At 33.8% G+C, this 25,433-nt stretch carries 19 protein-coding genes and 1 tRNA gene; 3 read left to right on the forward strand and 17 right to left on the reverse strand.

The features are described from left to right. Positions 1 to 144: 144 nt before the first annotated feature. The 6 genes from AAC601_RS17430 to AAC601_RS17455 form a co-directional block, all read right to left on the reverse strand. Positions 145 to 897 carry a hypothetical protein gene (locus tag AAC601_RS17430; protein WP_303270164.1) on the reverse strand — a complete coding sequence of 251 codons (753 nt, stop codon included), beginning with the start codon at positions 895 to 897 and terminating at the stop codon, positions 145 to 147. A gap of 450 nt (positions 898 to 1,347) precedes the next feature. Continuing rightward, positions 1,348 to 4,668: a T9SS type A sorting domain-containing protein gene (locus AAC601_RS17435; protein ID WP_340153971.1), complete on the reverse strand. Its 3,321-nt coding sequence runs from the start codon at positions 4,666 to 4,668 to the stop codon at positions 1,348 to 1,350. 171 nt (positions 4,669 to 4,839) lie between these two features. Continuing rightward, complete coding sequence (locus tag AAC601_RS17440) at positions 4,840 to 5,331, reverse strand: hypothetical protein (protein WP_340153972.1); 492 nt, start codon at positions 5,329 to 5,331, stop codon at positions 4,840 to 4,842. 48 nt (positions 5,332 to 5,379) lie between these two features. After that, the gene (locus AAC601_RS17445) at positions 5,380 to 5,868 is read right to left on the reverse strand and encodes a hypothetical protein (protein WP_303270166.1); all 489 of its coding nucleotides are present in this window, start codon (positions 5,866 to 5,868) and stop codon (positions 5,380 to 5,382) included. A gap of 323 nt (positions 5,869 to 6,191) precedes the next feature. Further along, positions 6,192 to 6,275, reverse strand: a tRNA-Leu gene (locus AAC601_RS17450). Positions 6,276 to 6,453: 178 nt separating this feature from the next. Next, complete coding sequence (locus tag AAC601_RS17455) at positions 6,454 to 8,328, reverse strand: ABC-F family ATP-binding cassette domain-containing protein (RefSeq protein ID WP_303270167.1); 1,875 nt, start codon at positions 8,326 to 8,328, stop codon at positions 6,454 to 6,456. Between the two features lie 191 nt (positions 8,329 to 8,519). Between AAC601_RS17455 and AAC601_RS17460 the strand changes: the two genes are divergently transcribed. Then, positions 8,520 to 9,221: an NUDIX domain-containing protein gene (locus AAC601_RS17460; protein WP_303270168.1), complete on the forward strand. Its 702-nt coding sequence runs from the start codon at positions 8,520 to 8,522 to the stop codon at positions 9,219 to 9,221. Here the strand turns inward: AAC601_RS17460 and AAC601_RS17465 are convergent. From AAC601_RS17465 to AAC601_RS17475, 3 genes are read right to left on the reverse strand one after another with little or no spacing between them, the layout of a single operon-like run. Continuing rightward, complete coding sequence (locus AAC601_RS17465) at positions 9,218 to 11,170, reverse strand: nucleoside-diphosphate sugar epimerase/dehydratase (protein ID WP_303270169.1); 1,953 nt, start codon at positions 11,168 to 11,170, stop codon at positions 9,218 to 9,220. The genes AAC601_RS17460 and AAC601_RS17465 overlap by 4 nt on opposite strands. Before the next feature lie 50 nt (positions 11,171 to 11,220). Then, complete coding sequence (locus tag AAC601_RS17470) at positions 11,221 to 12,342, reverse strand: aminotransferase class I/II-fold pyridoxal phosphate-dependent enzyme (protein ID WP_303270170.1); 1,122 nt, start codon at positions 12,340 to 12,342, stop codon at positions 11,221 to 11,223. A gap of 4 nt (positions 12,343 to 12,346) precedes the next feature. Beyond that, positions 12,347 to 13,051, reverse strand: a complete 705-nt coding sequence (locus tag AAC601_RS17475) for an SDR family oxidoreductase (RefSeq protein WP_303270171.1) — start codon at positions 13,049 to 13,051, stop codon at positions 12,347 to 12,349. 355 nt (positions 13,052 to 13,406) lie between these two features. Between AAC601_RS17475 and AAC601_RS17480 the strand changes: the two genes are divergently transcribed. Both AAC601_RS17480 and AAC601_RS17485 read left to right on the forward strand, forming a co-directional pair. Further along, entirely contained in the window at positions 13,407 to 14,138 is a 732-nt protein-coding gene (locus tag AAC601_RS17480) for an ABC transporter permease (RefSeq protein WP_303270172.1), read from the forward strand. A gap of 3 nt (positions 14,139 to 14,141) precedes the next feature. Further along, positions 14,142 to 14,894 (forward strand): ATP-binding cassette domain-containing protein, encoded by a 753-nt coding sequence (locus AAC601_RS17485; protein ID WP_303270173.1) that lies wholly within the window; start codon positions 14,142 to 14,144, stop codon positions 14,892 to 14,894. Here the strand turns inward: AAC601_RS17485 and AAC601_RS17490 are convergent. The 8 genes from AAC601_RS17490 to AAC601_RS17525 form a co-directional block, all read right to left on the reverse strand. Then, positions 14,891 to 18,319, reverse strand: coding sequence for a hypothetical protein (locus tag AAC601_RS17490; protein ID WP_340153973.1), 3,429 nt, complete (start codon positions 18,317 to 18,319; stop codon positions 14,891 to 14,893). The genes AAC601_RS17485 and AAC601_RS17490 overlap by 4 nt on opposite strands. A 2-nt stretch (positions 18,320 to 18,321) precedes the next feature. Further along, positions 18,322 to 21,924: a HAMP domain-containing sensor histidine kinase gene (locus AAC601_RS17495; protein ID WP_340153974.1), complete on the reverse strand. Its 3,603-nt coding sequence runs from the start codon at positions 21,922 to 21,924 to the stop codon at positions 18,322 to 18,324. Between the two features lie 154 nt (positions 21,925 to 22,078). After that, on the reverse strand, positions 22,079 to 22,351 hold the full coding sequence (locus AAC601_RS17500) for a hypothetical protein (protein ID WP_303272078.1): 273 nt from the start codon (positions 22,349 to 22,351) through the stop codon (positions 22,079 to 22,081). Between the two features lie 48 nt (positions 22,352 to 22,399). Next, entirely contained in the window at positions 22,400 to 22,987 is a 588-nt protein-coding gene (locus AAC601_RS17505; RefSeq protein ID WP_303270176.1) for a DUF420 domain-containing protein, read from the reverse strand. Then, positions 22,988 to 23,623 (reverse strand): hypothetical protein, encoded by a 636-nt coding sequence (locus AAC601_RS17510; RefSeq protein WP_303270177.1) that lies wholly within the window; start codon positions 23,621 to 23,623, stop codon positions 22,988 to 22,990. Between the two features lie 62 nt (positions 23,624 to 23,685). Further along, positions 23,686 to 24,012, reverse strand: a complete 327-nt coding sequence (locus AAC601_RS17515; RefSeq protein WP_303270178.1) for a cytochrome C oxidase subunit IV family protein — start codon at positions 24,010 to 24,012, stop codon at positions 23,686 to 23,688. 59 nt (positions 24,013 to 24,071) lie between these two features. Further along, positions 24,072 to 24,818 (reverse strand): cytochrome c oxidase subunit 3, encoded by a 747-nt coding sequence (locus tag AAC601_RS17520; RefSeq protein ID WP_303270179.1) that lies wholly within the window; start codon positions 24,816 to 24,818, stop codon positions 24,072 to 24,074. Positions 24,819 to 24,841: 23 nt separating this feature from the next. Then, positions 24,842 to 25,432: a cytochrome c oxidase subunit 3 gene (locus AAC601_RS17525; protein ID WP_340153975.1), complete on the reverse strand. Its 591-nt coding sequence runs from the start codon at positions 25,430 to 25,432 to the stop codon at positions 24,842 to 24,844. Position 25,433: the final 1 nt, after the last annotated feature.

Consider the following 25,433-nt stretch of genomic DNA (forward strand, 5'->3'; position numbering starts at 1 on the left):
TGTAGAAGCTTTTTCTTTCTAAACAATGAAGAAATAGTAATTAAATTTGAAATAATTTCAATCTATTGAAAGCCACTACTTTAAAAGTTTAAGTAGCTAGGGCTTAGAATATCTGAAAACAAAAAAACCTCCGAACAGGAGGTTTTAGTACCTTGTTCTGCAGTACAAAAACTGTACTTCTTTTCTAAATATTACTTGTGAGAAAACAGCTCTATCCATAAAATCAGTAAGATGGAATTGTGTTGGAGCAAAAAATTCTGATTTATAAAAATCAATTAAGTTTCTAAATTTAGTATTATAACAATTAAAGGTTTGGAATTTACATTCATGAAACTGAACCTTTGACTTTACAGGTATCATTGGCATATTTACTCTATCCAAAAAAGAAGTTTTATAGAAACTTAGAGTTGAGTTAATTGAAAGTACAAAATTCACTACCTGAATAATCATATTACTAAATTGCATTTCTAATTTTTCACCTAAATCAGAATCAATTAGTAAATATTTAATATAACAAAAGTCAAAACGAATAGTAAAAGAATCTAGACCGTAGATTTTTGACAAAGTACTTGTTTCAGAAAGATTCTCACTTCTAATGAGTCTCACATGCTTAGGTAATTTCTTACCAAATGTTTCATCCTGAATTATAAAAGTATTAATAAAGCAACATCTTTCAATTTTGAATGATCTATGGTTATTATCACCAGCATATCGATGATTAAAAGATGAAAATAAATTCAAAACAATTTGCCCCTTAACCATAAAAGCAGGTTGTTTTAAAAAGGATCGATAGTAACAATACAATATATAGAATCTATTAAAGGAGATCTTCCCATCAATGATCACCAAGGATTTATTTGAATATTCTATGATTTGTACATCTAAATTATTCGACATCGTCTACTACTCTAAAATTCAACTTAAAAAGATAAAACTTTATTTAGCTCCTTCTTAAAAACTACTTTCCTTATCTATTGCTTTTGTCCAAACACAGTCTGACTTTAAAACCTAGAAAAACACTTAGACAAACAGCTATGAAAGATTAAAACCAATTGTCGTGGAAAAAAGGAACTGACAGCTAATACACATACAACGTGCATTAATAAAGGTAGCATAAACGAAAATGAAAAACCAATGAATTAAAATCATGAAATCAAAAATACCCAATCAAAAAAGTAATCTAGCTACTTACATAAAGAGTTACATTTCAATTTGATCTCGAAATAGTAGAATATCGGCTTATAGTAAAAATATTTTTGTCACCCATTCTACCACCTATAAAACAAAAAAGCCCTGAAAATCAAATGATAAACAGGGCTTCTCTTAATCCAAATTCTATGTTGACAATTAATTCACCAATACTTTCCTTGTACTAACTCCATTTGGGCCATCAACTTTTATATAATAAACACCTGATTTCAGTCTAGAGATATCCAATTTAGTTTTTTGATTTTTAATAGGTTGGGTAGATAATAAATTACCTGAATTTGAAAGTAAACTCATTTCATAACTTTCATTTGTTTTATAGTCTTCAATGACAACTTCAGTTTCCGAAGAAGTTGGATTAGGTGACAATGAAACCCTAAAACCACTATTACATTCGTATTTAGTGTTATAATCTATATCATTTATTGAACTGAAATCACCACAAATACTGCCTAATCTAAAGGTCAATAAATCATTTTCAGGATCATCTGAAGTTGTGAAATAGACGATACTTTGCCCTAATTCAGTATTAGTATTAATATTTCCGACAGTCGCTCCCGTTCCAGTCCAATCTACCTCTTGTAGCTTATTAATAATATTTTCATCTTCAATTGTAAGCAAACAAATATAATCTGTATTTGGACACAACTGTTCCTCAACAAATATTCCACCTCCCACAGCATCACCAAATGCATAATTAACACTAACTGGTTGATTCAAAAATGCACCTGATATAATTTCTTTTGTAACCTTAGCTGTACTTCCACAAGCTTCATCAAGTCTTAAATTTGCAATCAAATTGACACTACCACTAAAGCCTTGTTCAACTCTAATTCTAATCAAATCCGAAGACTGTTCAACAACTGTAAAAAATTCATCTTCTCCATTTTCAGATTCGAATGTGAAATCATTAATTAAATCCCAATTATTCAACCTAAATTCAATCTCATCCCCTACACAAACATATTCTGGGCCTGTTAAATTTATATTTTCAGTATCAATATTAACCCCATTACCAACTTCATAATCATAGGGAAATTCTCCTGAACCAATATATTCTATTTCAGTATTGATGAATAAATTTCCTGAATTATTAACAATTTCAGCCCCTTCTTCAAAAATAAATTGACTTCCGCAATCCATTGTTAAGGATGAACCTTCGTTGATTACCAATCTACTTCCTTCATTAAATCTTAAACTTGTGCCTGAAAGCATATATAGTTCACCTGTAAAATCAGCTCCGTCACCAATAATGATTTCCCCACTATCTTCAACCGTAATTTCAGTAGGCCTATAATTACAATTACTAACGCCAGAAGCAGTTACCCTAATGTGAGAATCAACGTTCGGATTCGATATATTAGAAGAAGGAAAAGCTGAGGCAACATCATTATTGATCAGCAAACTTTCACCATTATTAATAAAGCCACTGTATATTCTATTATCGGTAAATTCTGTAAAGTTATAGTATGGCTCACCTGAAAAAGTAAAATTTGTAGTTGACAAATCTAGTGGCGTGAAATCATTATTTCTGATTACTTCTTCTAAGAATAAGGCTTCATTGAAATTAGTAAAAGTGGTATGTCGCTCATTAAAGGTGGGTTCTAGGTTAGCATCTAAAAAATCGGCATCTGGTGCTGCATAATTATCAAACTCCGTCAGATTATTACCTAATATATTAGCATTCCGTACATCCATAAAATAATCTTCATTATTTTCAATATCGATATCCAAGGCACTCACTGTGGGGATATGGCTAAAAACCCCTGGCCCGGCATCCACTATAAATTCTGGAATACCATCTAATCCATAATTAAAACTTCCCCCTGGTGCAAAATCTAATGGCGCTTGATTTCTTGTCTTCACAGTTCTAATATTCAATGGGATCGGAATTAAAAGTAAATTACCAAAAACAGATCCTCTGTAAATCACCTCTATATTGTTTGTAGGATTAGAAGGCTCAACCCTAAACCTTGAGTAGTAATTATTTGACGCTACAATACCTATAATTTTAAAAGAATCTAATAATCTTTGGAATCCACTCATTTCTCGTATATCAGGATTAACACCCTCTCCAATTCTTCTAATAGCTCTTAAAATTCCGTTGATTGCCCCAAAATAATTAAGCCTAAACAAACGATCATTCTGATCAAAAGGCAATCCTTCTCCAATTTGAGAACCATTGGCAATGGCAATATTCCTAGTATTTTGTGGCATACCCAGCTGATGATACTCCTCCATAAAGGCATTATGATGGGTGGCATTTTCTCTTATTTGTTGAATTAAAAGCTGTTTAGTAGCTGGTCTGTCAAATATTTTACTCCCTATATCTTGAGTGAAATTTTCAAAATCAATATCAAATTCATCAGGATCAATGATCCCGCTCCTCATAATCCGCTTTACTTCCTCTACACTTTCCTCTAATTGGGGCATATAACTTATATGATCTACCATATATTGCATGCCTAAAGGAAAATTAGCCCCTCTGTGCGGACTGTCAAAAGATATGTATAACCTTGTATCATGTTCTTCAGACTCCCTGCCATCTAAAGGACGTTCCATTTCAGCTAGTGCATACCTTGCCACTAAACCTCCCATACTTGATCCTAAGACCACATTAGGCTCAACGCTTCCATTATCAGCCTTCATTTCATTAACTATTTTAAGTAAAGTTTGAACCAAATAAGCATTTCGCTGAATGGGTTCAGCTCCATTATCGTAATTAAGGTATATTAAATCATATCCTGCATTTTGGAGGCTATTTCTCATATTAAATCTTAATGAATTAAAAAAACCTTCATAATCAGAATTGCCATTAAAAACATCATATTCAGGGGGGTTGAAACCCTCTATGATAATAAATGGTTTTCTTAATTGATCGTTTCCACATCCATATTCAATGCTTACTGTTCCTCCTGCTGTTTCTCCTTCATAAGACCTTCCAGCATCAATATGAAATTCCTCATCAGCTATACCTACATATCTTTGGCTTGTGCTATTACTGTTTTCGGTCACCTCAATTATAGATTGACTATAGGCAAAACTGCAATCTTCATAAGTTAACCTCACCACAATTTCCTTTTCTCCTATATCTTCATAATCCACCGCTATTACATCATCCCATGTAAGCTCTATAAATCCATTCTCATCATCAAAATCTATTGCTATTGATTCAATATTTTTGCTTTGATGTTGAACATATAATTCACGATCTAAACGAAATTGTTGGTTCCTTCCTTCAAGTTGTAAGCTAAGTGGACTAGCAAATAACCAATTAATCGTCTCTAAATATTCATAGGGTTCCCCAATAGGATTTAAAACTCCATCCTCAAATGACAAAGCATCCGACTCAATAGCAGTGGGTTTTAATCGATTGATTTCCATGTTCAGAATCGCAATAGGTACAACACTATCAGTATCCTTAGAATTCGCTAGCTTCTCAAAAAAATCTTCTTGATTCATTATCGGATACTCATTTTCATTCCCAACCCAAGATTTTTCAAGAGTACTAAAGACTTGGCTAAAATTGAGCAAGTCGACCTTATTGCTATCATTCAAAACCCCATAGCCTTGTTCTTGATCATCGAGGACGCTGATGACTTCAATTTTTTCATCAATATGTCGTAGCCACCTTCAAATCCTTGGTAATTGGGGAGGATAGTTTAATGATATATCCAATAAATATTGTTTTTCGTTGTTATATTGATTGTACCATTCTTCTGTATCAATATCAAAAAAAACACAAGGAAATACATTATCACCAGTTAATCCTCGTACTTCTATCAAACTGTCAATAGTGAAAATATTTAGTATTAAGTCACTATTCCAAACATCGGTTTCATTTTCAGCATTGCGCTTGAACACCCCATAAAGATGTTTCCATTGTTGGTGTTCAGTGGTATCTTTCAAGAATTGTGGAATACCTGTAAAATTGCCAAAATCCATGGCGCTTAAGGAACGGTCAACTAAAAAGCCAGTGGTAATATCAGCATTATCAATGTTTTGAAATATTTCCTCGGCTGCCTCACTTACCGTCCGATTAATGGAATCCACCACTTCAACTTCCTGAGCATAGATTTTAGTTACAAAAATTAGGAATAAAACAATTGGGTAAAGTTTCTTCATTGGTTTGAAATTTGAGTGAAAAGTTTATTGAAATAATTAAGGGAAGTATTAACGATAACGGATATCAAAGCGACCCTCAGTGACCCTAATGGTGTCACATTCGTTTTCGATCGTAAATTCAAATGTTCCTGCCAGAATGAAATCCCGAGGACTATATTCTAAAATTTCGAAATGACCTGCGCTTGAATCAGTTTCAAAAAAACAATCCCCCAAATTTGCTGCGGCTGCACTAAATGGAAAACTATTTATCTCCGAATTCAAATTTTCATCGCAGCAATCTATAAAATATAATTGAATGGTTTCTCTATCAGCATCTCTAAAAGCTTGAAGTTCAAATTCTCCAGAATTTGAAAGTGAAACATTCAATTTAGGATTATTAATACCTCCTTTAGGCAACCAAACCTCCCCATTTACCAAACAACCAAAGGTGTTTTTGCCTTCTGTGGTAATAGGGGGCAATTCTGGTTCAGGTTTAATCAGAGATTCACAAGATGTGAAAAGGAATAGAACTATTAAATGGGAAAGAAAAATTTTCATGGGGTATTGTTTTGGTTTATTTTAAACTAAAATAAAAGTTTAATTTTTATAAAAACAAAATAGGTGAAATTTTCAAATGTACTTTTTGGTACAGTCAGTAACGAAAATATACTTACGTCACCTACTTAAATTAACATACGACTGGTAACGAGGAATTTCAGAAAGATTAGTCGAGTAAGAATTCTTTTGAAGTAGTTTAAATTAAATATAATATCTAACAAAAATGTTATGCTTTTCTATTTATAATAAAAAAGTTTGCCACCTATTTTGCCACCTATATAATAAAAAAGCCCTGAAAATCAGATGATTAACAGGGCTATGTGTACCTTGGGCCGGAGTCGAACCGGCACGGGTGTTACCCCATTGGTGTTTGAGACCAACGCGTCTACCAATTCCGCCACCAAGGCATTTCAAGACAAAACGTTAAAGCATTTCCTTAACGGGATGCAAATATAGCTAATGATTATTAAAATAAAACAGGTGACTCATAAAAAAATAAAAAAAGAATCTCTCATTAAAAATCTTCTAGTCGTTTTCTATCCTACTTACAAGATAATCCTCTCAATATCAACACAATGCATAATTTTACATTTCAAATTCGCTTAACTCAAGCCAACGCATTTCTAATTCCTCTAATTTTTTGTTAATTTCATTTAATTCTTTACCCCAATTAGAAAAATCATCTGTATCCCCTTTTCCTTTTGCTAAATTAACTTCCAATTCTTCCTTTTGCTTATTTAATAATGGAATCTCCTTGTCGATTAATTCTAATTCCCTTTTCTCCTTATAACTTAACTTTTGCTTATCCTCTACCTTTGGCTTCTCTTTGTTGATTGTTTCTGTTGGTTTTGTACTTTTTACTTTGGGCTTCTGATCTTTTATAGCTCGATAATTCGTGTAATTACCATTAAAGATTTTAATCTGATTATCTCCTTCAAAAAGAAACAATTGATCAGTTAGGTTATCCATAAAATATCTATCATGCGATACTATAATTAAACAACCTTGAAATCTGTTGAGAAAGTCCTCTAATATTGAGAGTGTCTGTAAATCCAAGTCATTGGTAGGTTCATCCAAAATCAGGAAGTTTGGATTCTTGATAAGCACTAATAGCAATTGCAATCTTCTTTTCTCCCCTCCACTCAGCTTATGAACAAAATCATGTTGTTGCTTTGGTGGAAATAGGAATTTGTTCAAAAACTGTGATGCTGATATTTCGCTTCCATCTGGTAGGGAAAAGTGTTCTGCGATTTCCAGGACAACCTCAATAACCTTCTTACTATTATCAAACTGTATTTCTTGTTGTTTGTAGTAACCGAACTCTGTATTGACTCCAAGATCTAAATCACCTGAGTCAGCTTTTAGTTTTCCAGTTAAGATGTTTAAGAATGTACTTTTTCCTGTTCCGTTTTGCCCAACAATTCCAATTCTATCTCCCTTTTTAAAAGTGTAACTAAAATTTTTAAAAAGTTGCTTCTCCTCGAAACCCTTAGATACTGCTTTCAATTCCAGAATCTTTCCTCCCATCCTCTTCTGAGACACTTCCAATTCCACTTGATCTCTCTTTAAATTCTTTGAAGCTTTATCTTTAAGACCTTCAAATGCATCTACCCTATATTTGGCTTTAGTGCCGCGAGCTTTTGGCATTCTTCGCATCCATTCTTGCTCTTTTTTCATAAGGTTTTTTGCCTTATCTACTTCTATCTGCTCAATGGATTCTCTTTCCTCCTTTTTAAGTAAAAACTCTTCATAATTACCTTTATACTTAAATATTTGCTGACGATCTATTTCTAAAATCCCATTGCAAACTCTGTCTAAGAAATAACGGTCGTGCGTAACCATTAATAGAGTCATATTTTGTGTTGCCAAATAACTTTCCAGCCATTCAATTATACTTATATCCAAGTGGTTGGTTGGTTCATCAAGTATTAAAAAATCAGGCTTTACAATTAATTGAGCAGCCAAAGCAACCCTCTTCTTTTGTCCTCCTGACATATTCTCCACGGACTGCGTAATACTATCAATCCCTAATTGCCCTAAAATCTGTTGAACCTGACTCTCATAATCCCATAGTTGATGAGCTTCCATTTTTTCCATCAGATCCTGAAAGCGAGCCTGCTCTTTACTATTCATTTCAGGATTTGCTGCTAATTTCTCATACTCCTTGATGATATTCAGAGATTCATGATCAGAACTAAATATGGCTTGCATAGCATTTTGTCCGGCTTCAAATTGAGGATTTTGAGATAAAAACCCCACTTTTGTATCATTACGAAAGCTTAAATTTCCTTCATCAGGCGTTTCTTCACCCATCAAAATTTTAAGCAATGTTGACTTTCCAGAGCCATTAATTCCTACTAAAGCTACTTTTTCTCCTTGCGCTAATCCAAAAGAAATATTTTCAAACAAGACTCTTTCTCCGAAGCTTTTGGTAATATTTTCTACTGACAGATAATTCATAGAGCAAAATTAGATCATATATTTAAATTAGTAATACATTAATAAAAGTATTTCTATTAGTCTATTTCTGCAATCAAGAAATCAATTTGAACCTAGAAAACAACTTTTCTGATTTTCACTGTTTAAATTATAAATTAATAATTGGCACATTCTGAATTATTCTTTTAATTGCATAGCTCAAAACCAATCCTATGAAAGTTTTTATCAATGATGTTCCGTTATATATAATCCCTATGGAAAGGGAAATAGATAGAGAGCATTATGACCTTATTATTGATGCTGAAAAAGAGAAGATTCGATTCGATAATCTAATTGATGATGTACTTATTAGAAAAGGTAGCCTGGCCGATATATTAGATTTCTATCGATTTCTATCAGCGGATAAAAACAAAAAACTTGACTCTTTGGCATGCAAAGTTTACGATTATGCAAATGTTATAAAAGGTTTTAAGAAAGAGTTTAAAATTGTTGAAGCTGCAGGTGGAATCGTAACCAAAAAAGATAAATACCTATTTATTTATCGACTGAAGAAATGGGATTTACCAAAAGGAAAACTTGAAAAAAAGGAGAAGGTGGAAACAGCTGCCGTTAGGGAAGTGGAAGAAGAATGTAATGTGCAGGTTGAGTTAGGCCCTAAAGTTTGTAAAACATGGCACACATATACTAGGAATGGAAAAAACCACCTCAAAAAAACCAGCTGGTTTCATATGACCCTCAAAGAGGATAAGAAAATGAAGCCACAAAAGGAAGAAGGGATTGAAAAGGTTATTTGGGTCAATAAAGTGGAATTGAGAACTGTACTTTTGACTACTTATCGTTCTATTCGGTATGTAATGAAAAAATTTCACGAATACCAGGAAGGCCTAATCACTGTAAAGAAAACGAAAGCCTAACTGATTTTTCGGGTAATACTCCATTTGCGTTTTCTTTCATTTGCAAGTTCATCATCCAAGGCTTCAAAACGGGAAGCATGGCTAACAAATTCAGGTAGAATACTTTTTATCTGCATTATCATGCCCAATTCGTTCTCATCTGACATTAGATCATTAAGCTTCTGGAGTTCTTTGATAATGTCTTTATGCCCCATCCTTTCTGTTTTGGCAATTAAGATTTTCTCATGATGCGTTGGTAAGGTTGTTTCATTGTCGCTTAATAACTCTTCAAACAATTTCTCTCCTTCACGAAGACCTGTAAAAATTATTTTGATATCATCATCGACCTCATAGCCTGATAACTGAATCATCTTCTTGGCCAAATCAATTATTTTAATGGACCTACCCATATCAAAAACAAAAATTTCACCTCCAAAACCCATAATACCAGCTTCAATAACAAGCTGACAGGCTTCCGGAATAGTCATGAAATATCGAGTAACATCTGGATGAGTAACGGTTATTGGTCCACCCTTTTCTATTTGTTTTTTGAATAGCGGAATAACAGAACCATTTGATCCTAATACATTTCCAAAACGAGTGGTGATAAATTGCGTACTATTTTTAACTTCTTCAGATTTGGAATCATTTAAAGATTGTACATATACCTCTGCTAATCTTTTGGTTGCACCCATCACATTGGTAGGGTTCACCGCTTTGTCAGTAGAGACCATTACGAATTTTTCTACCTTGAATTTAACAGAAAAGTCTGCTAATGATTTTGTTCCAAACACATTGGTCGATACTGCTTCAAATGGATGCATTTCCATTAAAGGGACATGTTTATAGGCTGCCGCGTGATAAACTACATTCGGTTTATATTTTTCAAATATTACTTCAAGCCTTCTATTATTGGTAACATCCATTATAACTGGGATAATGTCTACATTACCACCAACATTTAGATTAGTCAACTCGATATCAATAGCATATAGAAAAGATTCGGCTTGATCCAATAAAATAAGCTTTTTTGGCTTTACTTTAAGGATTTGTTTCGCAATTTCCGAACCAATTGAGCCAGCAGCACCAGTAATCAGAACAGTTTTGCCTGCAATATTCTCCGTCACCTTAGGATTTTGCAATTTTATAGATTCTCTGCCTAATAGATCTTCAATACGAATCTCTTTGATTTGATTCATGCTCAATTCTCCATTCACCCATTTATCAGGGGCTGGAACTGTTCTTACTTTTACATGAGCCTTTAAACAATAATCTACTAACTCATTTTTTCGGTCAACAGAAAGATTTGCGATCGCTATTACAATTTCATGGATATGGTACCTATTTAAAATATCGTCTAAATTATATTCCGCATCGTAGATTGGCGCACCATTCAATATTTTCCCCACTTTTTTAAGATCATCATCTATAAAGCCTACGACTCGCATTCTTGCATTAGGATCTGCATCTATCACATGCTTTGTTATTATGCCATATTGCCCTGCACCAAAAATCATTACATTTTTTCTGTGACGGACAGCATCTCTATAATATGCAAATAGATTTTTCACCAAAACCCTATAGGAAAACAAAATTACAACAGATAGGATAAAGCTTATAATCAAGACCGAAGCAGGAATGATAACGCTTCCTTGGTACCACAAATTGAGGTAACTAACTATAGCTATTAATAAGGTACCAATAAAGGTAGTATAGGAAATACGAAGACCATCTTCTATAGAAGTATAACGAATAATCCCTGCATAGCTTTGTGTAATTAAAATTGAAATTAAATGACAGATCAGAAATAAGACTAAACCTTCAGTGAATTTGAAGGCCAGCATATCAGAAATACTAAAATTAAATCTCAATAAATAGGCAAAAACGATTGCAGACATCAACAATACCAAGTCGATTAGTAAAATAATCCACCTTGGTAAAAAACTGATATCATTAATCTTTTTGATCATAACAACACAAATATAATCTATTTGATATTTTTTTATAATAATTTAAGCTTTTATTTACAAAAGACCTTTATTTTTTCGATAATCAAGTCTTTTTGTTCATTTGTCAAGGACGAACTAGAGGGAAGACAAAGTCCTTTTTGAAATAGCTTTTCAGAAACTCCTGACAGATAAGCTTTACTATTTTTAAAGATAGGCTGTAAGTGCATTGGCTTCCATAAGGGTCTGGTTTCAATATTATATTTTTCTAGATCTTGCCTCAATTCTTCAGGCTCCTTGTTCGATACTCGACTGAATAACACACAAGTTAACCATCTATTACTAAATGCAGAATCATTCTCATATAAAAAATCAAAGCCAAGTGATTTTAGCTCTTTCTCATAAAAATCATGATTGGAACGTCTATTTTCAATCCATTGATTTAAAACTTTCATTTGACCTCTACCTATACCAGCAGCTATATTACTCATTCTGTAATTATAGCCAATCTCAGAATGTTGATAATGCGGTGCTGCATCTCTTGCCTGCGTAGCTAAAAACCTTGCTTTATCTATCCAATCCTTATTCTCAGAAACCAAGGCACCTCCACCAGAAGTAGTTATGATTTTATTCCCGTTAAAAGAATAAACCCCGAAATCACCAAAAGTACCAAGTGGTTTTCCGTCTAATTTTGAACCTAAAGCCTCGGCTGCATCTTCTATAAGCGGGATTTCGTACTTTTCAGATATAGCTTTTACTTCTTGAATTTTACCGGGCATTCCATACAAATGGACAAAAATTATTGCCTTTGGTTTCTTCCCTTTGGCTATATACTCTTTTATCGATTTTTCTAGAAGTTCGGGATCCATGTTCCAAGTCTCTTCTTCACTATCGATTAAAACCGGCTCAGCCAATTGATAAACAATAGGATTGATTGTAGCAGAAAAGGTGAAACTAGAAGCCAAAACAACATCGTCTTTTTTTACTCCCAGAATTATAAGCGCAAGATGAATTGCAGCCGTTCCAGAGCTTAAAGCTGCCGCATAAGGAATGCTATTATATTTTTGAATATCTTCTTCAAAACCGTTGACATTGGGCCCCAAGGGAGCGATCCAATTTTCATCAAAGGCATGTTGTATATATTTAATTTCTTCACCTCCCATATGAGGAGCTGATAAAAATATTCTTTCGCTCATTGCTTTATATATCTCCTAATTGTGGTCTTAATACTATTTCTTCAACAACTGTTCTATCGGATAAGGAAAATGCTGACCAAACTGATTCAGCTACATCTTCCGCCTTCATAAACCTCTCATGCGGTAAATCTACTCCTTCCCAACTTGCTGTGAAAGTCGCTCCAGGCAATACAGCTGTAACTTTCACTCCTTCTTCTTTCAATTCCTCTCTTAAACACTTGGTAAAACCTTGCATTGCATATTTTGTAATGCTGTAGGAACCTCCACTTGCATAAGCAGTAATTCCTGCAATACTACTCATTGAGAAAATATGGCCACTTTTATGTGGTATAATTACGGGTAATAATGCTCTAGTTAGATGATAAGCTGAAAACAAGTTTGTATTCATCATCATTTCCAGATTTCCCTCGGGTTCATTTATAATGCTTCCTGGTATGAAAACTCCAGTATTATTAACCAAAACATCCACTTTTGAGGTAGTTTTCAAAACGAAATCAGCAAACTCTTTCACGTCATCCTTTAGGGATAAATCAGCCTGCATAACAAAAACCTCTACTTTATGCCGACTTTCCACTTCCTCTTTCAACACACTTAAATCTGCCTCTTTCCGAGAACATGTAATTATGTTAAACCCATTCTCTGCAAATTTTAGAATTAATGCTCTACCAATGCCTTTTGTACCACCAGTTACTACGATATATTTACTCATACTATAATTTCTATTATTGTCGTTAAAAATACGAAATTAAGGATTATTAAGTTTGTTCTTCAAACTTCAAGGCAATAGTAGCGTAATGTTTATGAATTAATTTTCATATGGAACTGAAATTTTTGAGTACTTTACAGCTTTTATCTATTGCAAAGAAAATTTTCATGCTAACTTTAAATTTGAAGAACAAGAAGAGAATAACGTTACTAAGTTACAATAAATATTAAACAACTTAAATTACTAATTCGAGATCAATTATTGACGATCACCTATAAGTAAAATTTGTCGCAAATTTCCCTTAAAGGACAATGTCAAATATGGGTTAAGCTTTTGCCAATAAAATAATGAAAAAAGAATGAAATCAATAGGTGCCTATTTTATATTTATTGGGAGCATGTTTGTAAGGAGAGAGACTTTTTCATCCTATTTCAAACTCACGATTAATGAGTGTATTTCCATAGGCTGGAACTCCATTATAATAGTAGCTATAACATCGACTTTTATGGGCGCAGTTACTACGGTGCAGACAGCTTACAATTTAGTTAGTCCACTAATCCAAAACTATGTTGTAGCGCAGGTTACCAGAGAAATGGTGGTTTTAGAACTTGCTCCAACTATTACCGCCATTGTAATTGCTGGAAAAGTAGGATCAAGTATTGCTAGTGGGCTCGGCACCATGAGGATTACAGAGCAAATTGACGCCTTGGAAGTGATGGGTATCAATTCATCTTCTTATTTGGTGTTGCCGAAGATAGTGGCCGCCATGATAATGTACCCACTTTTAGTGGTAATTGCAGGATTCTTATCCTTATATGGAGGCTACATAGCAGGCACAATGACTGGTATTTTGACCGAGACCGAATATGTTTATGGTATTAGAATAGATTTTAATCCATACACTGTAAAATTCGCGCTTATTAAGTCTATAGTTTTTGCCTTTTTAATTTCTTCAATCTCTGCTTTTCAGGGATTTTATACCACTGGCGGTGCATTAGAAGTTGGACAATCAAGTACTAGTGCTGTAACTAAAAGTTGTATTGCAGTGCTGTTAGCTGATTATGTTTTAGCTGAATTGTTATTAAACTAAGCCATGATTGAAATCAAAAATATATCGAAGTCGTTTAACGGAACACAAGTTTTAGATGATATTTCTGGAACCTTTGAGAGAGGTATCACCAATCTAATCATTGGTGCAAGTGGAACAGGTAAAAGTGTATTATTAAAATGTATTGTTGGTTTAATTATTCCAGAGCAAGGAGAAGTACTTTATGATAATAGAGCCTTTCTTAAAGCTGATAAGGAAGAAAAATCACAAATGAGAAGAGAAATTGGCATGCTTTTCCAGGGCGGTGCATTATTTGACTCAAAAAATATTGAAGAGAATGTAATGTTTCCACTTGAGCTACTGACGGATATGAAAAAAGATGAAAAGCTTGATCGTGTTAATAATGTATTGAATAGAGTAGGCCTTGATAACATCAATAAGAAAATGCCCTCAGAAATCAGTGGTGGGCAAAAAAAGCGAGTAGGCATTGCTAGAGCCATTGTAAATGATATAAATTATTTGTTCTGTGACGAACCAAACTCAGGTCTTGACCCAAGAACATCGCTACTTATTGATGAACTAATTCAAGAAATTACTCATGAATTAAATGTGACCACTATAGTGGTTACTCATGATATGAATTCCGTAATGGGAATAGGAGAACACATCATGTATCTTGCAAAAGGTAAGAAATTATGGGAAGGTAATTCGGACAATATCCTGACTTCTGGTCAAGAAGATCTAGAGGATTTTATATTTGCTAGTAAGTTTATGAAAAAACTTCGCAAATCACTTTAAAACAAAGCTGTTAACTGAACAGTACCATTATGTATGGCTTTTTGGTCTTGACTTTTTCTACCAATGTACTGAAGAATTAAGTTTAAATCCCCTATGATTTTTCTTCTAAATGAGACATTCCAAACATAGTTTTCGCCTGCTCTGAGTCCTTCAAACATTTCATACGCCAAAGCACTTTGATTATCAACTAATTCTGAATTTACACTAACGTAACTAAATTTAGATTCTAAAATACCATTGCTTCCCTGAATAAATTTATTAGCGAGCTCAACCGAATTTACAAATACCTCTCCCCCAATTCCCTCATTAGGACACCATTTATTTTCGTTTTTGTAAGACAAACTCAACCTATGGTTATTTCCGCCCTGCCACATAATTTTTGGGATAACTGCTGAGGAACTGAATTGGTAATCTCTTTCCTCTACCCTATCTGAAAACGAGCTGTTTTGAGAAATTCTATATAATGTATTAAAATTCCAATCCGGAAAAGCATTCCATGTACCCGCAAAAGAGAAGTTACTTCTATCTACTCCTTCAAAACCATCTAACAACAATTGTTTCCTACCGGACTGTGACCACACGGCTTCCAAAAATGCATTTCCACCACGATTGTAAAATAAACTGGATTTCCACATATTTCTAGAGGATAAAACACTTCCATCTTCCTTTGCTTGGAAAGGCGAGATCCTATCTACCCAGTCTTCAAAAGTATTTTTAGTATCCAAATTAGCATTAAAGTTTCCTGAAATTTTACCCAGGTACTGCAGTAGATTTTGAGAATTACCCCATTCAATAGGCATTTTCCACCGGAGTTGATATTGCAGATTATTAATGTAGGCAGTCTGATATTCATCACCCATCGTTAGCACTTTAACATAATTCCTGTCTCCATAATCTGTTTCATCTTCAAAAAACTCATTAAGCTCTTGCTCCCCATTATCATTCAAATCTGACCAAGAGTGCGTTCCTAACCTTCTAGCCACTTCCATGAAAAAGTAACTTCTCTGCAAAACACGGCCAGTTCCTGTTTGGAAATTTAGGTTCTGAGTGATGTTATTATCCCAAAAAGAAGACTGCCAATGTAGGCCTCCTTGAAAAAACTGTTGAGACTGTACAGAATCTAATTTTGATTGGATATTTCTTCTAAGAAAATTAAGAATAAAACTATTTCCCTGTCCATAATTAAATGAAGATTTCAATTGAGTATTTTGGGCAACTTCTGAATTAGTCATTTGCCCTTCGAGGGGGATTTCATCGGAACGTATTTCATGAGATAAATTAAAATTCCATTTCCCTGAATCTTCCTTAGCGATATAGAACTGATGACTATCAAAATGTTGGAAACTTCTGTTTATTTCGTCCATGTTTTTGATTTCATGTTGTTGCGTTCGAAAAGTATAGCCTGGCATTAATTTATATTTGGCATATTTAAAATCAACCAGCGCCTTTTTCCATTCAGTATTCAAATTTCCATTATCACTTTCCATCAAAAACCCATCGACAGTAATGCTGATATCTCCGTTATTTTGAAAGTTTATATTATGCTGAAATCCGCTTCCCAGATTTTCTTTATTTCGTAGCGCCACATCATAGCTTAATGCTTTGTTTTTAGACTCAATGCTTGTTCCTAAATGTATTAAATGCTCTTCTCCGGCTTGGAAACCAGCTGACTCCTCCATTCCCCAGTTTCTATTAAAATCCAGTGCTCGGAAAGGCTGAACTGGTGAAAATGCGGAATCCAGAAATTCATATTTAATGAAATAATTAATGCTGGTCTTTTCCATGAAATGAAGAGATTTTGTGGCAGAGCTGAATCCTATTGCCATGCCATTACCCTTTAACTGAGTATCATCTTTATTAAACCTGTTTGTAACAAATTCAGAACCCGCATATTCAAAGCTTAAATCGGAATCATCCTTCAAATTATAATTCAGTCCGATATTAATAATTCTTTGATTCTGAGGCAAAGCCATTTTCTTTATTGGTTCATAATTACCTTGTGGCACATCATCTATTGGAGCCACCCATTCATAAACTACCCCGTTCTCCGAAGAATTAGCTATTCTATAATGACCTTGGTTCTCCCCGACCATTGTAAAATTTACTTGATAATGAGCTATCTCTGGATTATTGGACAACTTATAAACCCAATAACTCTTTCCATCCACTATTGAATCAACTCTAGTATATCGTGCTTTATCAGCGGAATATCCTAGACTATCTATTGCCGGTATTTCTGCGTAATCTGCATTATTGCCCAAAGTTGAAAGCGCATTGAAATCTGATTGACTTAAATCATCAATCTGATTATCCGGTTTATCAGTCTGTTGGAAATAACCAAAATTTACGTCCAAATTACCAACGGATTGCTCATGCTTTAGTGTGGTTACATTTCTACTATATTGCCTTTCGGAATATTCAAATTCAATTTGGATAATGCTATATTTTGAAATATAGTGTTGGGAGTTAAACGTTATTTCAGCAGCATTATAATCTATTACATAATCATTGTCCAACCCTCTTTGCAACTGCTTTCCATCTAAAAATATTTTCTCAGAGCCAGATAAAATAAAAATAAACGGCTCATTTTGAGGACCCTTGATTCGATACGGACCTAAAACTCCTTCTAAAGGCTCAATATTTTGCACTCCCGTTTTGCTTCTTGCAAATGAGGTCACCAGTTGAGTATTCGATTTTGTCGAGTCAAATGAAAGTTTAGATGATAATACGCCTAAGCCTTGCACTTGTCGATTATATTTTAAAAAATTCAGGTTTGAATTAGATCTAATATTTAAATCACCTGCTTCCAGCTCCCAGTTTTCATGCTTGAGCTGCACATTTACTCTGTCAAAATCCTGCAAGCGTTGAGTATTCCCCTCGGGCTCGAATGGCATTTGTTGATCTGTCAATCGCGCTTGGAGCATTAATTCATCAGAAATATTTCCCGCAATAGTTAAATCCATAACAGAGTGCATCATAGCAGATTGTTGATCTCCAGCAGAAACGGAGCGCATGAACGCACCTGAAATTTTTATTCCTTCCAAGCCCAGAAATTCTTGAGTAGTTTGATGATTAGAATTATCATGCTGTAATTTTTGTTGAAATTTTGCAGTGCTATCAAAAAGTTGTTCCGGTACAGCCGTATGTACAATTTGCTGATTTTTGAGGATATAATTGAAGCAAACCCTTACGGTGTCATGTTCATTTACTTTATTAATTATAAGTAATCCTTTAGATATCGCATAAGAAACGCTGTCTCCAAACTGATTTTGGATCTGCAATGAACTAGGAACAATCAAAGCCGAATCAGGTACAGAAAGTGCTGAATAAGCCGTTTGAAAACAATAATTTTGGGCACTTACTAATTGTGGGCCTAAAATAAAGCCCATCAATATGATCAAAACAACTTTCTTTGCCCACTTCAAAACTAGTTCTGCCTTTTTAATTCAATATAAAAGGTTGTTCCCACGTTTGGTTCTGATTCAAACCAAATGTCCCCTCCCGCATGTTCGATTCCTCTTTTAGCCACAGCCAACCCAATTCCTGAACCTGTAGATTTGGTTGTAAAGTTAGGCAAAAATACTTTGTTATAATTATCCTCAGGAATCCCCATACCATTATCATGAATAGAAATTCTAACTATTTCATTTTGCAAATCAATCTTTATATTGATCTCAATATATTGTTCCTCTTCACCACTTTGCAAGGCATTCAATATCATATTATTAAAAGTCCGCTCCATTATCTTAAGATCAGCCCATACATAAATATCCTCGCTAGGTAAATCCAAATAAATTTCTACATGCTCTGCTTTGAAGAAATCGACCACTTTTCTTAAGATATCCGTTATGCATATTCTTTCATTCTGCGGAATCGGCATTTTAGCAAAAGAAGAAAATGAAGTAGCAATATCACTTAAATTTTCGATCTGCGATAAAATGCTATCAATCTTAGCCGAAGCATCAGGGAGAGGACTATCTGACTTTTGAATTTTCATTTGCAGATGTTGCAATGAAAGCTTCATAGGGGTCAACGGGTTTTTGATTTCATGTGCCACTTGCTGAGCCATTTCTCGCCAAGCAGATTCCTTTTCTGTTTTACTCAAGGCTTGCCTACTTTTCTCAAGTTTTAAAAGCATCTGATTGTATTCCTTAATTAATAAGCCAATTTCATCATCGACTTGCCAATGTATAGGCTTATTATCTGCAGATAAGTTAACCTGAGAAAGTTTTTGTTTAAGAAGGTTCAATGGAGAGGTCAAAATTTTAGTGGCAGTGTAAGCCAAGAAGATAAATACAATAAAAGAAGCTACAAATATATTGAACACATTATTCAGCAAATCGGTAAACAACAAATCATATTCCTTATTGGATTTAAAAAATGGGCTACCCAAGATGGCTAATAACTCACCCGTATTGTAAGACCTAATTCCAACGTAGGCCGATTGGTAAGTCAAGTTTCCAATTTGCTCTTCAAGGGTTATCATCTTTTGTCCACTCTGCAGAATAGATGCATATGCTTGCGGATTTACCTTATACGATAACAGGTTCTTTTCAAATACTTGAGGCTGGCTCGTTAAAAAAAGTTGCCCATTTAAATCGTAAAGATTTATATCGGCATTTATGATTTTTGTAATAGTAGAGATATCATTATTTAGATTAGCTTTATCTAGTAATCCACTTTCATAATTCATCAATAAAGGAACCAATTGATTAGCTACTCTGGTGGTATTTTCCTCATACTTAGAGACTATATCATCTAAAAAAGTAGCATTTACAAATCCGAGTGTAGAAACACTTACAGAAAGCAATGGTATTAGAAAAGCTAAAGAAAAATATAATTGAATTTTTGCGCTAAGGCCAATACTCCTAGTTTTCCAGTAAATCTTAATAAACTGAATAGCGGAAAATGCAAATATTAAGACGAAAGATAGAACAAAGAAAAATGAAATATTAGAAAAAAACCGGTACCAAAAATTACTGGTTTTACTAAAAATCAACTTTTCCCCATTGTTTATGATAACATTAAATTTAAGATTACGGTCATGTTGAATTTTAAGTAAACTGGCATCTTCGGAGACATCATCCTCTACGACATTGGGAAAATTTAAATCCCCTACACTATAAGATAAGGTATCGTTTTTATAAAGTGCATAATCGTAAGGAATATCCAAAAAGGTAGGGATATTTCGATTTTTCACCAATAGTTCAGGGAATACATTATCAGGTCTGATCTTTTTTGGCTTTAATTCTAAAACGATCTTAGCAAAAACAAAATTATAGTGTTTTACTTCAAAGACATATATATAATTTCTTTGAAGTTGGTTTTCCTCATTATTTCCCACCAGATACAATTTCAGCTCTCCACGTTTGTTCCTGGCATTCATCTGCTGGATTGGATAAGAGGAGGACATTGGTAAGCTCCCATTTGGATAAATCGAATTACCTTCCGCATCAAAAATCTTTATAGACTTTTCATATTTTTCGAAATAATCATTCAAATAATACCTTTCAATTTTATCAGCAATGGTTTTGTATGGTGTTAAGGGAAGTAAAAACTGTCTTTTTATATATTCATCATTCCTGAGGCTTTCTTCCAGCTGATTGATCATGTATTCAGCTAAGACATCATTGCCATTTAATATCTTATCTGCCAGTATGTTTCTTTGGTTGGCTTCATTTTGTTTTTCGAGAAATTGAACTGAGATAGCGCTAATTATTGAAATCGCAATAATCAATAAAAATATATAGATGAAGCTCAAAAAGTTAATATTCTCGAGGACTGCCCCCAATTTCGAAAAGAAAATCACTGAATTGAAAAGCATCACAGTAAGACCAATCCAGAAGATTGGATAACCAAATTTGATTGCAAATATCTGAAAAGCACCAAAACAAGCCAACTGGACGCTTAAGAAATATACAGGGCTTAACTTTTCTTGAGTATTGAAGAAGTGAGCTACTTTAAATACCTCAAACACCAAAAAGCCAAATAGCAAGACTACTGCAAAAGATAAGATTTGAAATATGCTAAACTCAATTGAAGCAGTACTATCTATACCCCAATTAGAATGAATATAGATCAAATGAATGAAATAGAAGATCCCTAAGGTCGTGAGATATGATAAGAAATTTATCCCCCATCCTGATAATTGACTACTACGGAATTTCCGAAGTAAATAAGTCTTGATCTTCCTGATGAAAAAAAAGCCTACAATAAAAAAAAGTACACAATTAATCAGTAAATTTCCTACTGAAGGATTGAAATCGGAAGAAGCGAAAAATTTCGGGTCAAAAAGTCTTAAATCCTTGGCATGAAAAGGCATATCAAAAAGCTCCATCAGTACCCATAAAACAGAAATTCCTGCGACAAAGGTAGAAATTTTAAGAACTGTATTCTTCCGGGAGGAACAATAACTCCATAAGGAGAATATGGACAGAGATATAAAAAGAAACTCTAAAAAGAGGATAAGATAATGTAACTCCTGATGATAAAATTCAAATTCATTTGTCAAGGAGATAAAGAAAATGGGATCTCCGTTTAAATCACTAATTTCATACGCATCCTCATTTTTATTTTGATAAAGATTAATACCGGATGGGGGTAATATTTTACTATTATATCCTGATTGGACATATTCATTATTCACATCATAATATTCAAATAAAGGAATAACTGAAATTATATGAACATCTCCACTTTTAGACTTTAATGAATATTCCAAATACTGACCAGATTGCTTATTTACAAAATGCCAACCTTCTTTTCGATACTTCTTTGATTCAGGGGCATAATGTTCATCGGACCAATATACCAGTGATATATTCTTGAAAATATAAAAAGGATAAGTCGTCTTAATTTCGTTTAAAGACTTAAAGTCTAAGGATCTATTTTGTGAGAAATATGCATTCCACTGATCTTTATCTTTCTCTACTTTGAGCAGCTCTTCTAAAACCCTTGTTTGCGTTTCAGAAATAAATCCCTCTCTATCTGATTCCTTTGAATGATAGTAACTGCGTAAGCTAAAAATCAAGAGGGCCAGTGTTATTAAAAAAATATAAACTAAATACTTCTTCACAATTGATTGGGATGAATTAAAGCATCAATATAGCAATAATCGTACTGGACTTTAAAGAATTGAAATGAAATAAAGCTGCGATAAGGGACAAAGCGTCACATAGATTTATTCATGAGTTGAGCTTTCTTGAGAGAAGCTCTTTAATATTAATCTTCTTGCTGTGCTTTTTACTGTTTCTATACCATAAAATCCCGATTACCATAGCCACTAAATACGGGGCAGCAAAAAGGTATAAGATTCCAAAATTTAGTGAACTAGCTATTCCAATTTCACCATTATTAACATTGTTCTCTACTGTTGCCCTACACATTGCACACTGTGCAGAAACATTGGAAAGGCCAACAAACAGAAAAGAAAATATAAAGAAGAAAAGCTTTCTCATCATAAATTATTTACTTATAAAACTGCATCAAACGGATAAGAGTTCTCATTAATTAAGATAATATTGACTTACCATACCATAAACGATCACTCCAGTTATAGAAACATACAGCCATATTGGGAAGGTCCACTTCACGATCTTCTTATGCTTTTCGATCTTATCCGTCAATGCATAGTAAAAGGCAAATAGGACAAAGGGAACAACGATTGCTGCTAGCAGAATATGAGAAAGTAATATGACAACATAAAAACCTCTCCAAAACATCAATTTTCCCGTCTTTTCCGCTTCCTCTAAAACACCATTCCCATTTACATCTCCGTATACTGTAGAATCTGCTGTAGAATGATAAATCACGTAGCTAACTAAAAACAAACTGCCCAAAGTAAAAGCGATAGACATCATACTCTTATGAGCCCTAATATTCTTTTGCTTTATGAAATACAAACCTAATAGCAATACGATGGTAGTTAAAGTATTAAAAGTGGCATTTAAATGTGGTAACATATAAACCCAATCACCTGCTCCTTGTATTTTCTCCGGTGTAAATATTAAGATTGCAACTACCACTGGAATTGCAATTGACAATATCCAAATTAAGCTAGTATATGATTTTTGATTAGTATTAACTGATTCCATTTATTTCTTACTTAATAAAACTCTAATTTCTAATATCAATCTGTCCACCTCTTTTGTTTCATACCCATTGTAATAGCCTCTTATCCGGTTCTGCTCATCTAAAAGCACTAAAGTCTCGTCCGCTGCAATAATATCCTCAGAAGGATGTTCTCCATCCCATTCTTTCGTTGGAAAGGCGTACAGACAATTAATAAGGCTATTTCGTTTATTTTCGTGATAAAGATATGTCTTCGATTTTTTCGAGGGCAAAAATCCAGTATTGCCTAACTGATCTACTTTTCCTGAATCAATGGATTGTAAACTTAAAATACTAATAGACACTTCATCGAAAGTATTCAACACCCTGTTTAACTCATTCTTCAGGGTCTGGATTTCTGGATCTTGAGTATTTGGAAAGTGAATTACTTTAAAATCCGCATCGTAAATCTCTGATAACTTTACAATTTCCTTCTGATTCAAGTTCATGAACTCTACATTATCCCTTGTCAGATTAACATCATTACAATACCTTTTTTCTTGATCCTCAAAAAAGATGGGCAAGTTAAATTCATTTTGACCATAGGATCTCAAAAACAAATATAAAATCACAGGAAAACTAAGGGTAACTAGTAGTATAAGAATTTTTGACTTCTTCATAAACAAAAAAATCAGGCTGATCTACATCAACCTGATTCATTTAAATTTTCAAATCAATTAATTTAATTTCTAATATTAAAGATCGCACTACCTTCAACCATTAGTGCTACAACTAGCCATAAAATTAAAATGGTTGGGATCATGATTGACCAAATTAAAGCTTTTTGTTCGTGCTTAAGGTGCATAAACTCAGCTACAATATAAAATGCTTTTACAACTGTTAAACCTAAAAAAATAGATACTAGAATTATACCTCTAGGTAAAGTAAATGCGAAAATAAACTCAATTATGGTTACTATTGCTAGTATTGCTGCTACCTTCCAGATTTTCTTGGTCTTTTCTTTATCTTCAGGAATAACCTGAACGTTATTAGTTTCTTCGTGTGACATATCTTATATGAATTCTTTTAATTAATATCTCTAATTTCTACTTTCCTAACTTGCTCTAGTTAAATTAAGTAGAAAAGTGTAAATACAAATACCCAAACCAAATCAACAAAGTGCCAATAAAGCCCAGTTTTTTCAACCATTTCGTAATGTCCCCTTTTTTCATAGGTGCCTACCACTGCATTAAAGAAAATAATGAAATTTATTACTACTCCACTGAATACATGGAAACCATGGAATCCTGTAATGAAGAAGAATAATGATGCAAATAATGGGGGACCATATTGATTTTCTGTAAGATTAGCACCAAATATGGTTTCTCCCATGGCGTTTACTGTGCCTTCTGCTGTGCCATGGATAAAGTGACTCCACTCCCAAGCCTGACATGCCAAGAAAGTTAATCCACCGATAATGGTCCAAAGCATCCATTTGATAACGCCCTTTCTATCCATTCTATGGCCAGCTTCAACAGCCAATACCATGGTAACACTACTTAAAATCAAAATGAAGGTCATGATACCAACGAATATCAAAGGAGCATGTACCCCATGAAGAAAAGGAACAGCCTCAAATACCATCTCAGGAATTGGCCAATACTCTGTACTGAAAGTAAATTCAGATACAGTACCTTCATAAGCAGGGTGTGCATAACGGATGAGACCGTAGGTTATCAATAAAGCAGAAAATGAGAATGCATCCGAAAGAAGGAAGAACCACATCATCAGTTTTCCATAACTAGCATTCATAGGGGCTACTCCACCTCCCCATTGGTTTTTTGTAGTAGTATCAATTGTTGCAGTAGTTGCCATAAATTTATCTGTTCAAAAAAGGATTAATGATTTAACAACAAAAATATATATAAATATACCCAAAGTCCATCTAAAAAGTGCCAATATGTAGTACACATTTCCATTTTTACCATATTTTTAGAATGAACCTTATATTTAAAAGCCGAAAATAACATAATTAAAATAAAAATCAGCCCTGAAATCAAATGAAATGCATGCAAACCTGAAATTACATACAAAAATGAGCCAGAAGGATTACCTACAAAGTAAACATCTCTGTCGACAAGGGCTCCCCATGCTTCGTACTGACCTACAAAAAAGGCAATTGACAAGCCAGCTGTTAAAATCATAAAAAGCTTCAAGTTCTTGAAATTATCTCTTTTAGCTGAAATATAGGCCAAATGCATTGTAATACTACTAGCTACCAGAATAATCGTATTGTACAAAAAGACGGTAGGTAAGTCAAAAATTAACCAATTTCCTTCCGACTGCCGTACAATATAAGCACTAGTAAGTGCTGCAAATATCATCACGACAGTAACTATAAACAACCATAATGCAAACTTCAACGGATGCATGGAGAGTATTTTAATACTCGGTTGTAATTGTTGTTCTTTATTTATAGAAGTTTCCATT

Source organism: uncultured Marivirga sp. (genome assembly GCF_963974845.1).
GTDB lineage: Bacteria > Bacteroidota > Bacteroidia > Cytophagales > Cyclobacteriaceae > Marivirga > Marivirga harenae.

Excerpts from the sequence above, each read along its gene's own strand:
- AAC601_RS17510 (WP_303270177.1), bottom strand. The coding sequence starts at position 23,623 with ATGAAGAAGTCAAAAATTCTTATACTACTAGTTACCCTTAGTTTTCCT.
- AAC601_RS17455 (WP_303270167.1), bottom strand. The coding sequence starts at position 8,328 with ATGAATTATCTGTCAGTAGAAAATATTACCAAAAGCTTCGGAGAAAGA.
- AAC601_RS17505 (WP_303270176.1), bottom strand. The coding sequence starts at position 22,987 with ATGGAATCAGTTAATACTAATCAAAAATCATATACTAGCTTAATTTGG.
- AAC601_RS17515 (WP_303270178.1), bottom strand. The coding sequence starts at position 24,012 with ATGTCACACGAAGAAACTAATAACGTTCAGGTTATTCCTGAAGATAAA.
- AAC601_RS17445 (WP_303270166.1), bottom strand. The coding sequence starts at position 5,868 with ATGAAAATTTTTCTTTCCCATTTAATAGTTCTATTCCTTTTCACATCT.
- AAC601_RS17435 (WP_340153971.1), bottom strand. The coding sequence starts at position 4,668 with ATGAATCAAGAAGATTTTTTTGAGAAGCTAGCGAATTCTAAGGATACT.
- AAC601_RS17460 (WP_303270168.1), top strand. The coding sequence starts at position 8,520 with ATGAAAGTTTTTATCAATGATGTTCCGTTATATATAATCCCTATGGAA.
- AAC601_RS17440 (WP_340153972.1), bottom strand. The coding sequence starts at position 5,331 with ATGAAGAAACTTTACCCAATTGTTTTATTCCTAATTTTTGTAACTAAA.
- AAC601_RS17485 (WP_303270173.1), top strand. The coding sequence starts at position 14,142 with ATGATTGAAATCAAAAATATATCGAAGTCGTTTAACGGAACACAAGTT.
- AAC601_RS17525 (WP_340153975.1), bottom strand. The coding sequence starts at position 25,432 with ATGGAAACTTCTATAAATAAAGAACAACAATTACAACCGAGTATTAAA.
- AAC601_RS17520 (WP_303270179.1), bottom strand. The coding sequence starts at position 24,818 with ATGGCAACTACTGCAACAATTGATACTACTACAAAAAACCAATGGGGA.
- AAC601_RS17500 (WP_303272078.1), bottom strand. The coding sequence starts at position 22,351 with ATGAGAAAGCTTTTCTTCTTTATATTTTCTTTTCTGTTTGTTGGCCTT.
- AAC601_RS17470 (WP_303270170.1), bottom strand. The coding sequence starts at position 12,342 with ATGAGCGAAAGAATATTTTTATCAGCTCCTCATATGGGAGGTGAAGAA.
- AAC601_RS17430 (WP_303270164.1), bottom strand. The coding sequence starts at position 897 with ATGTCGAATAATTTAGATGTACAAATCATAGAATATTCAAATAAATCC.
- AAC601_RS17480 (WP_303270172.1), top strand. The coding sequence starts at position 13,407 with ATGAAATCAATAGGTGCCTATTTTATATTTATTGGGAGCATGTTTGTA.
- AAC601_RS17475 (WP_303270171.1), bottom strand. The coding sequence starts at position 13,051 with ATGAGTAAATATATCGTAGTAACTGGTGGTACAAAAGGCATTGGTAGA.
- AAC601_RS17465 (WP_303270169.1), bottom strand. The coding sequence starts at position 11,170 with ATGATCAAAAAGATTAATGATATCAGTTTTTTACCAAGGTGGATTATT.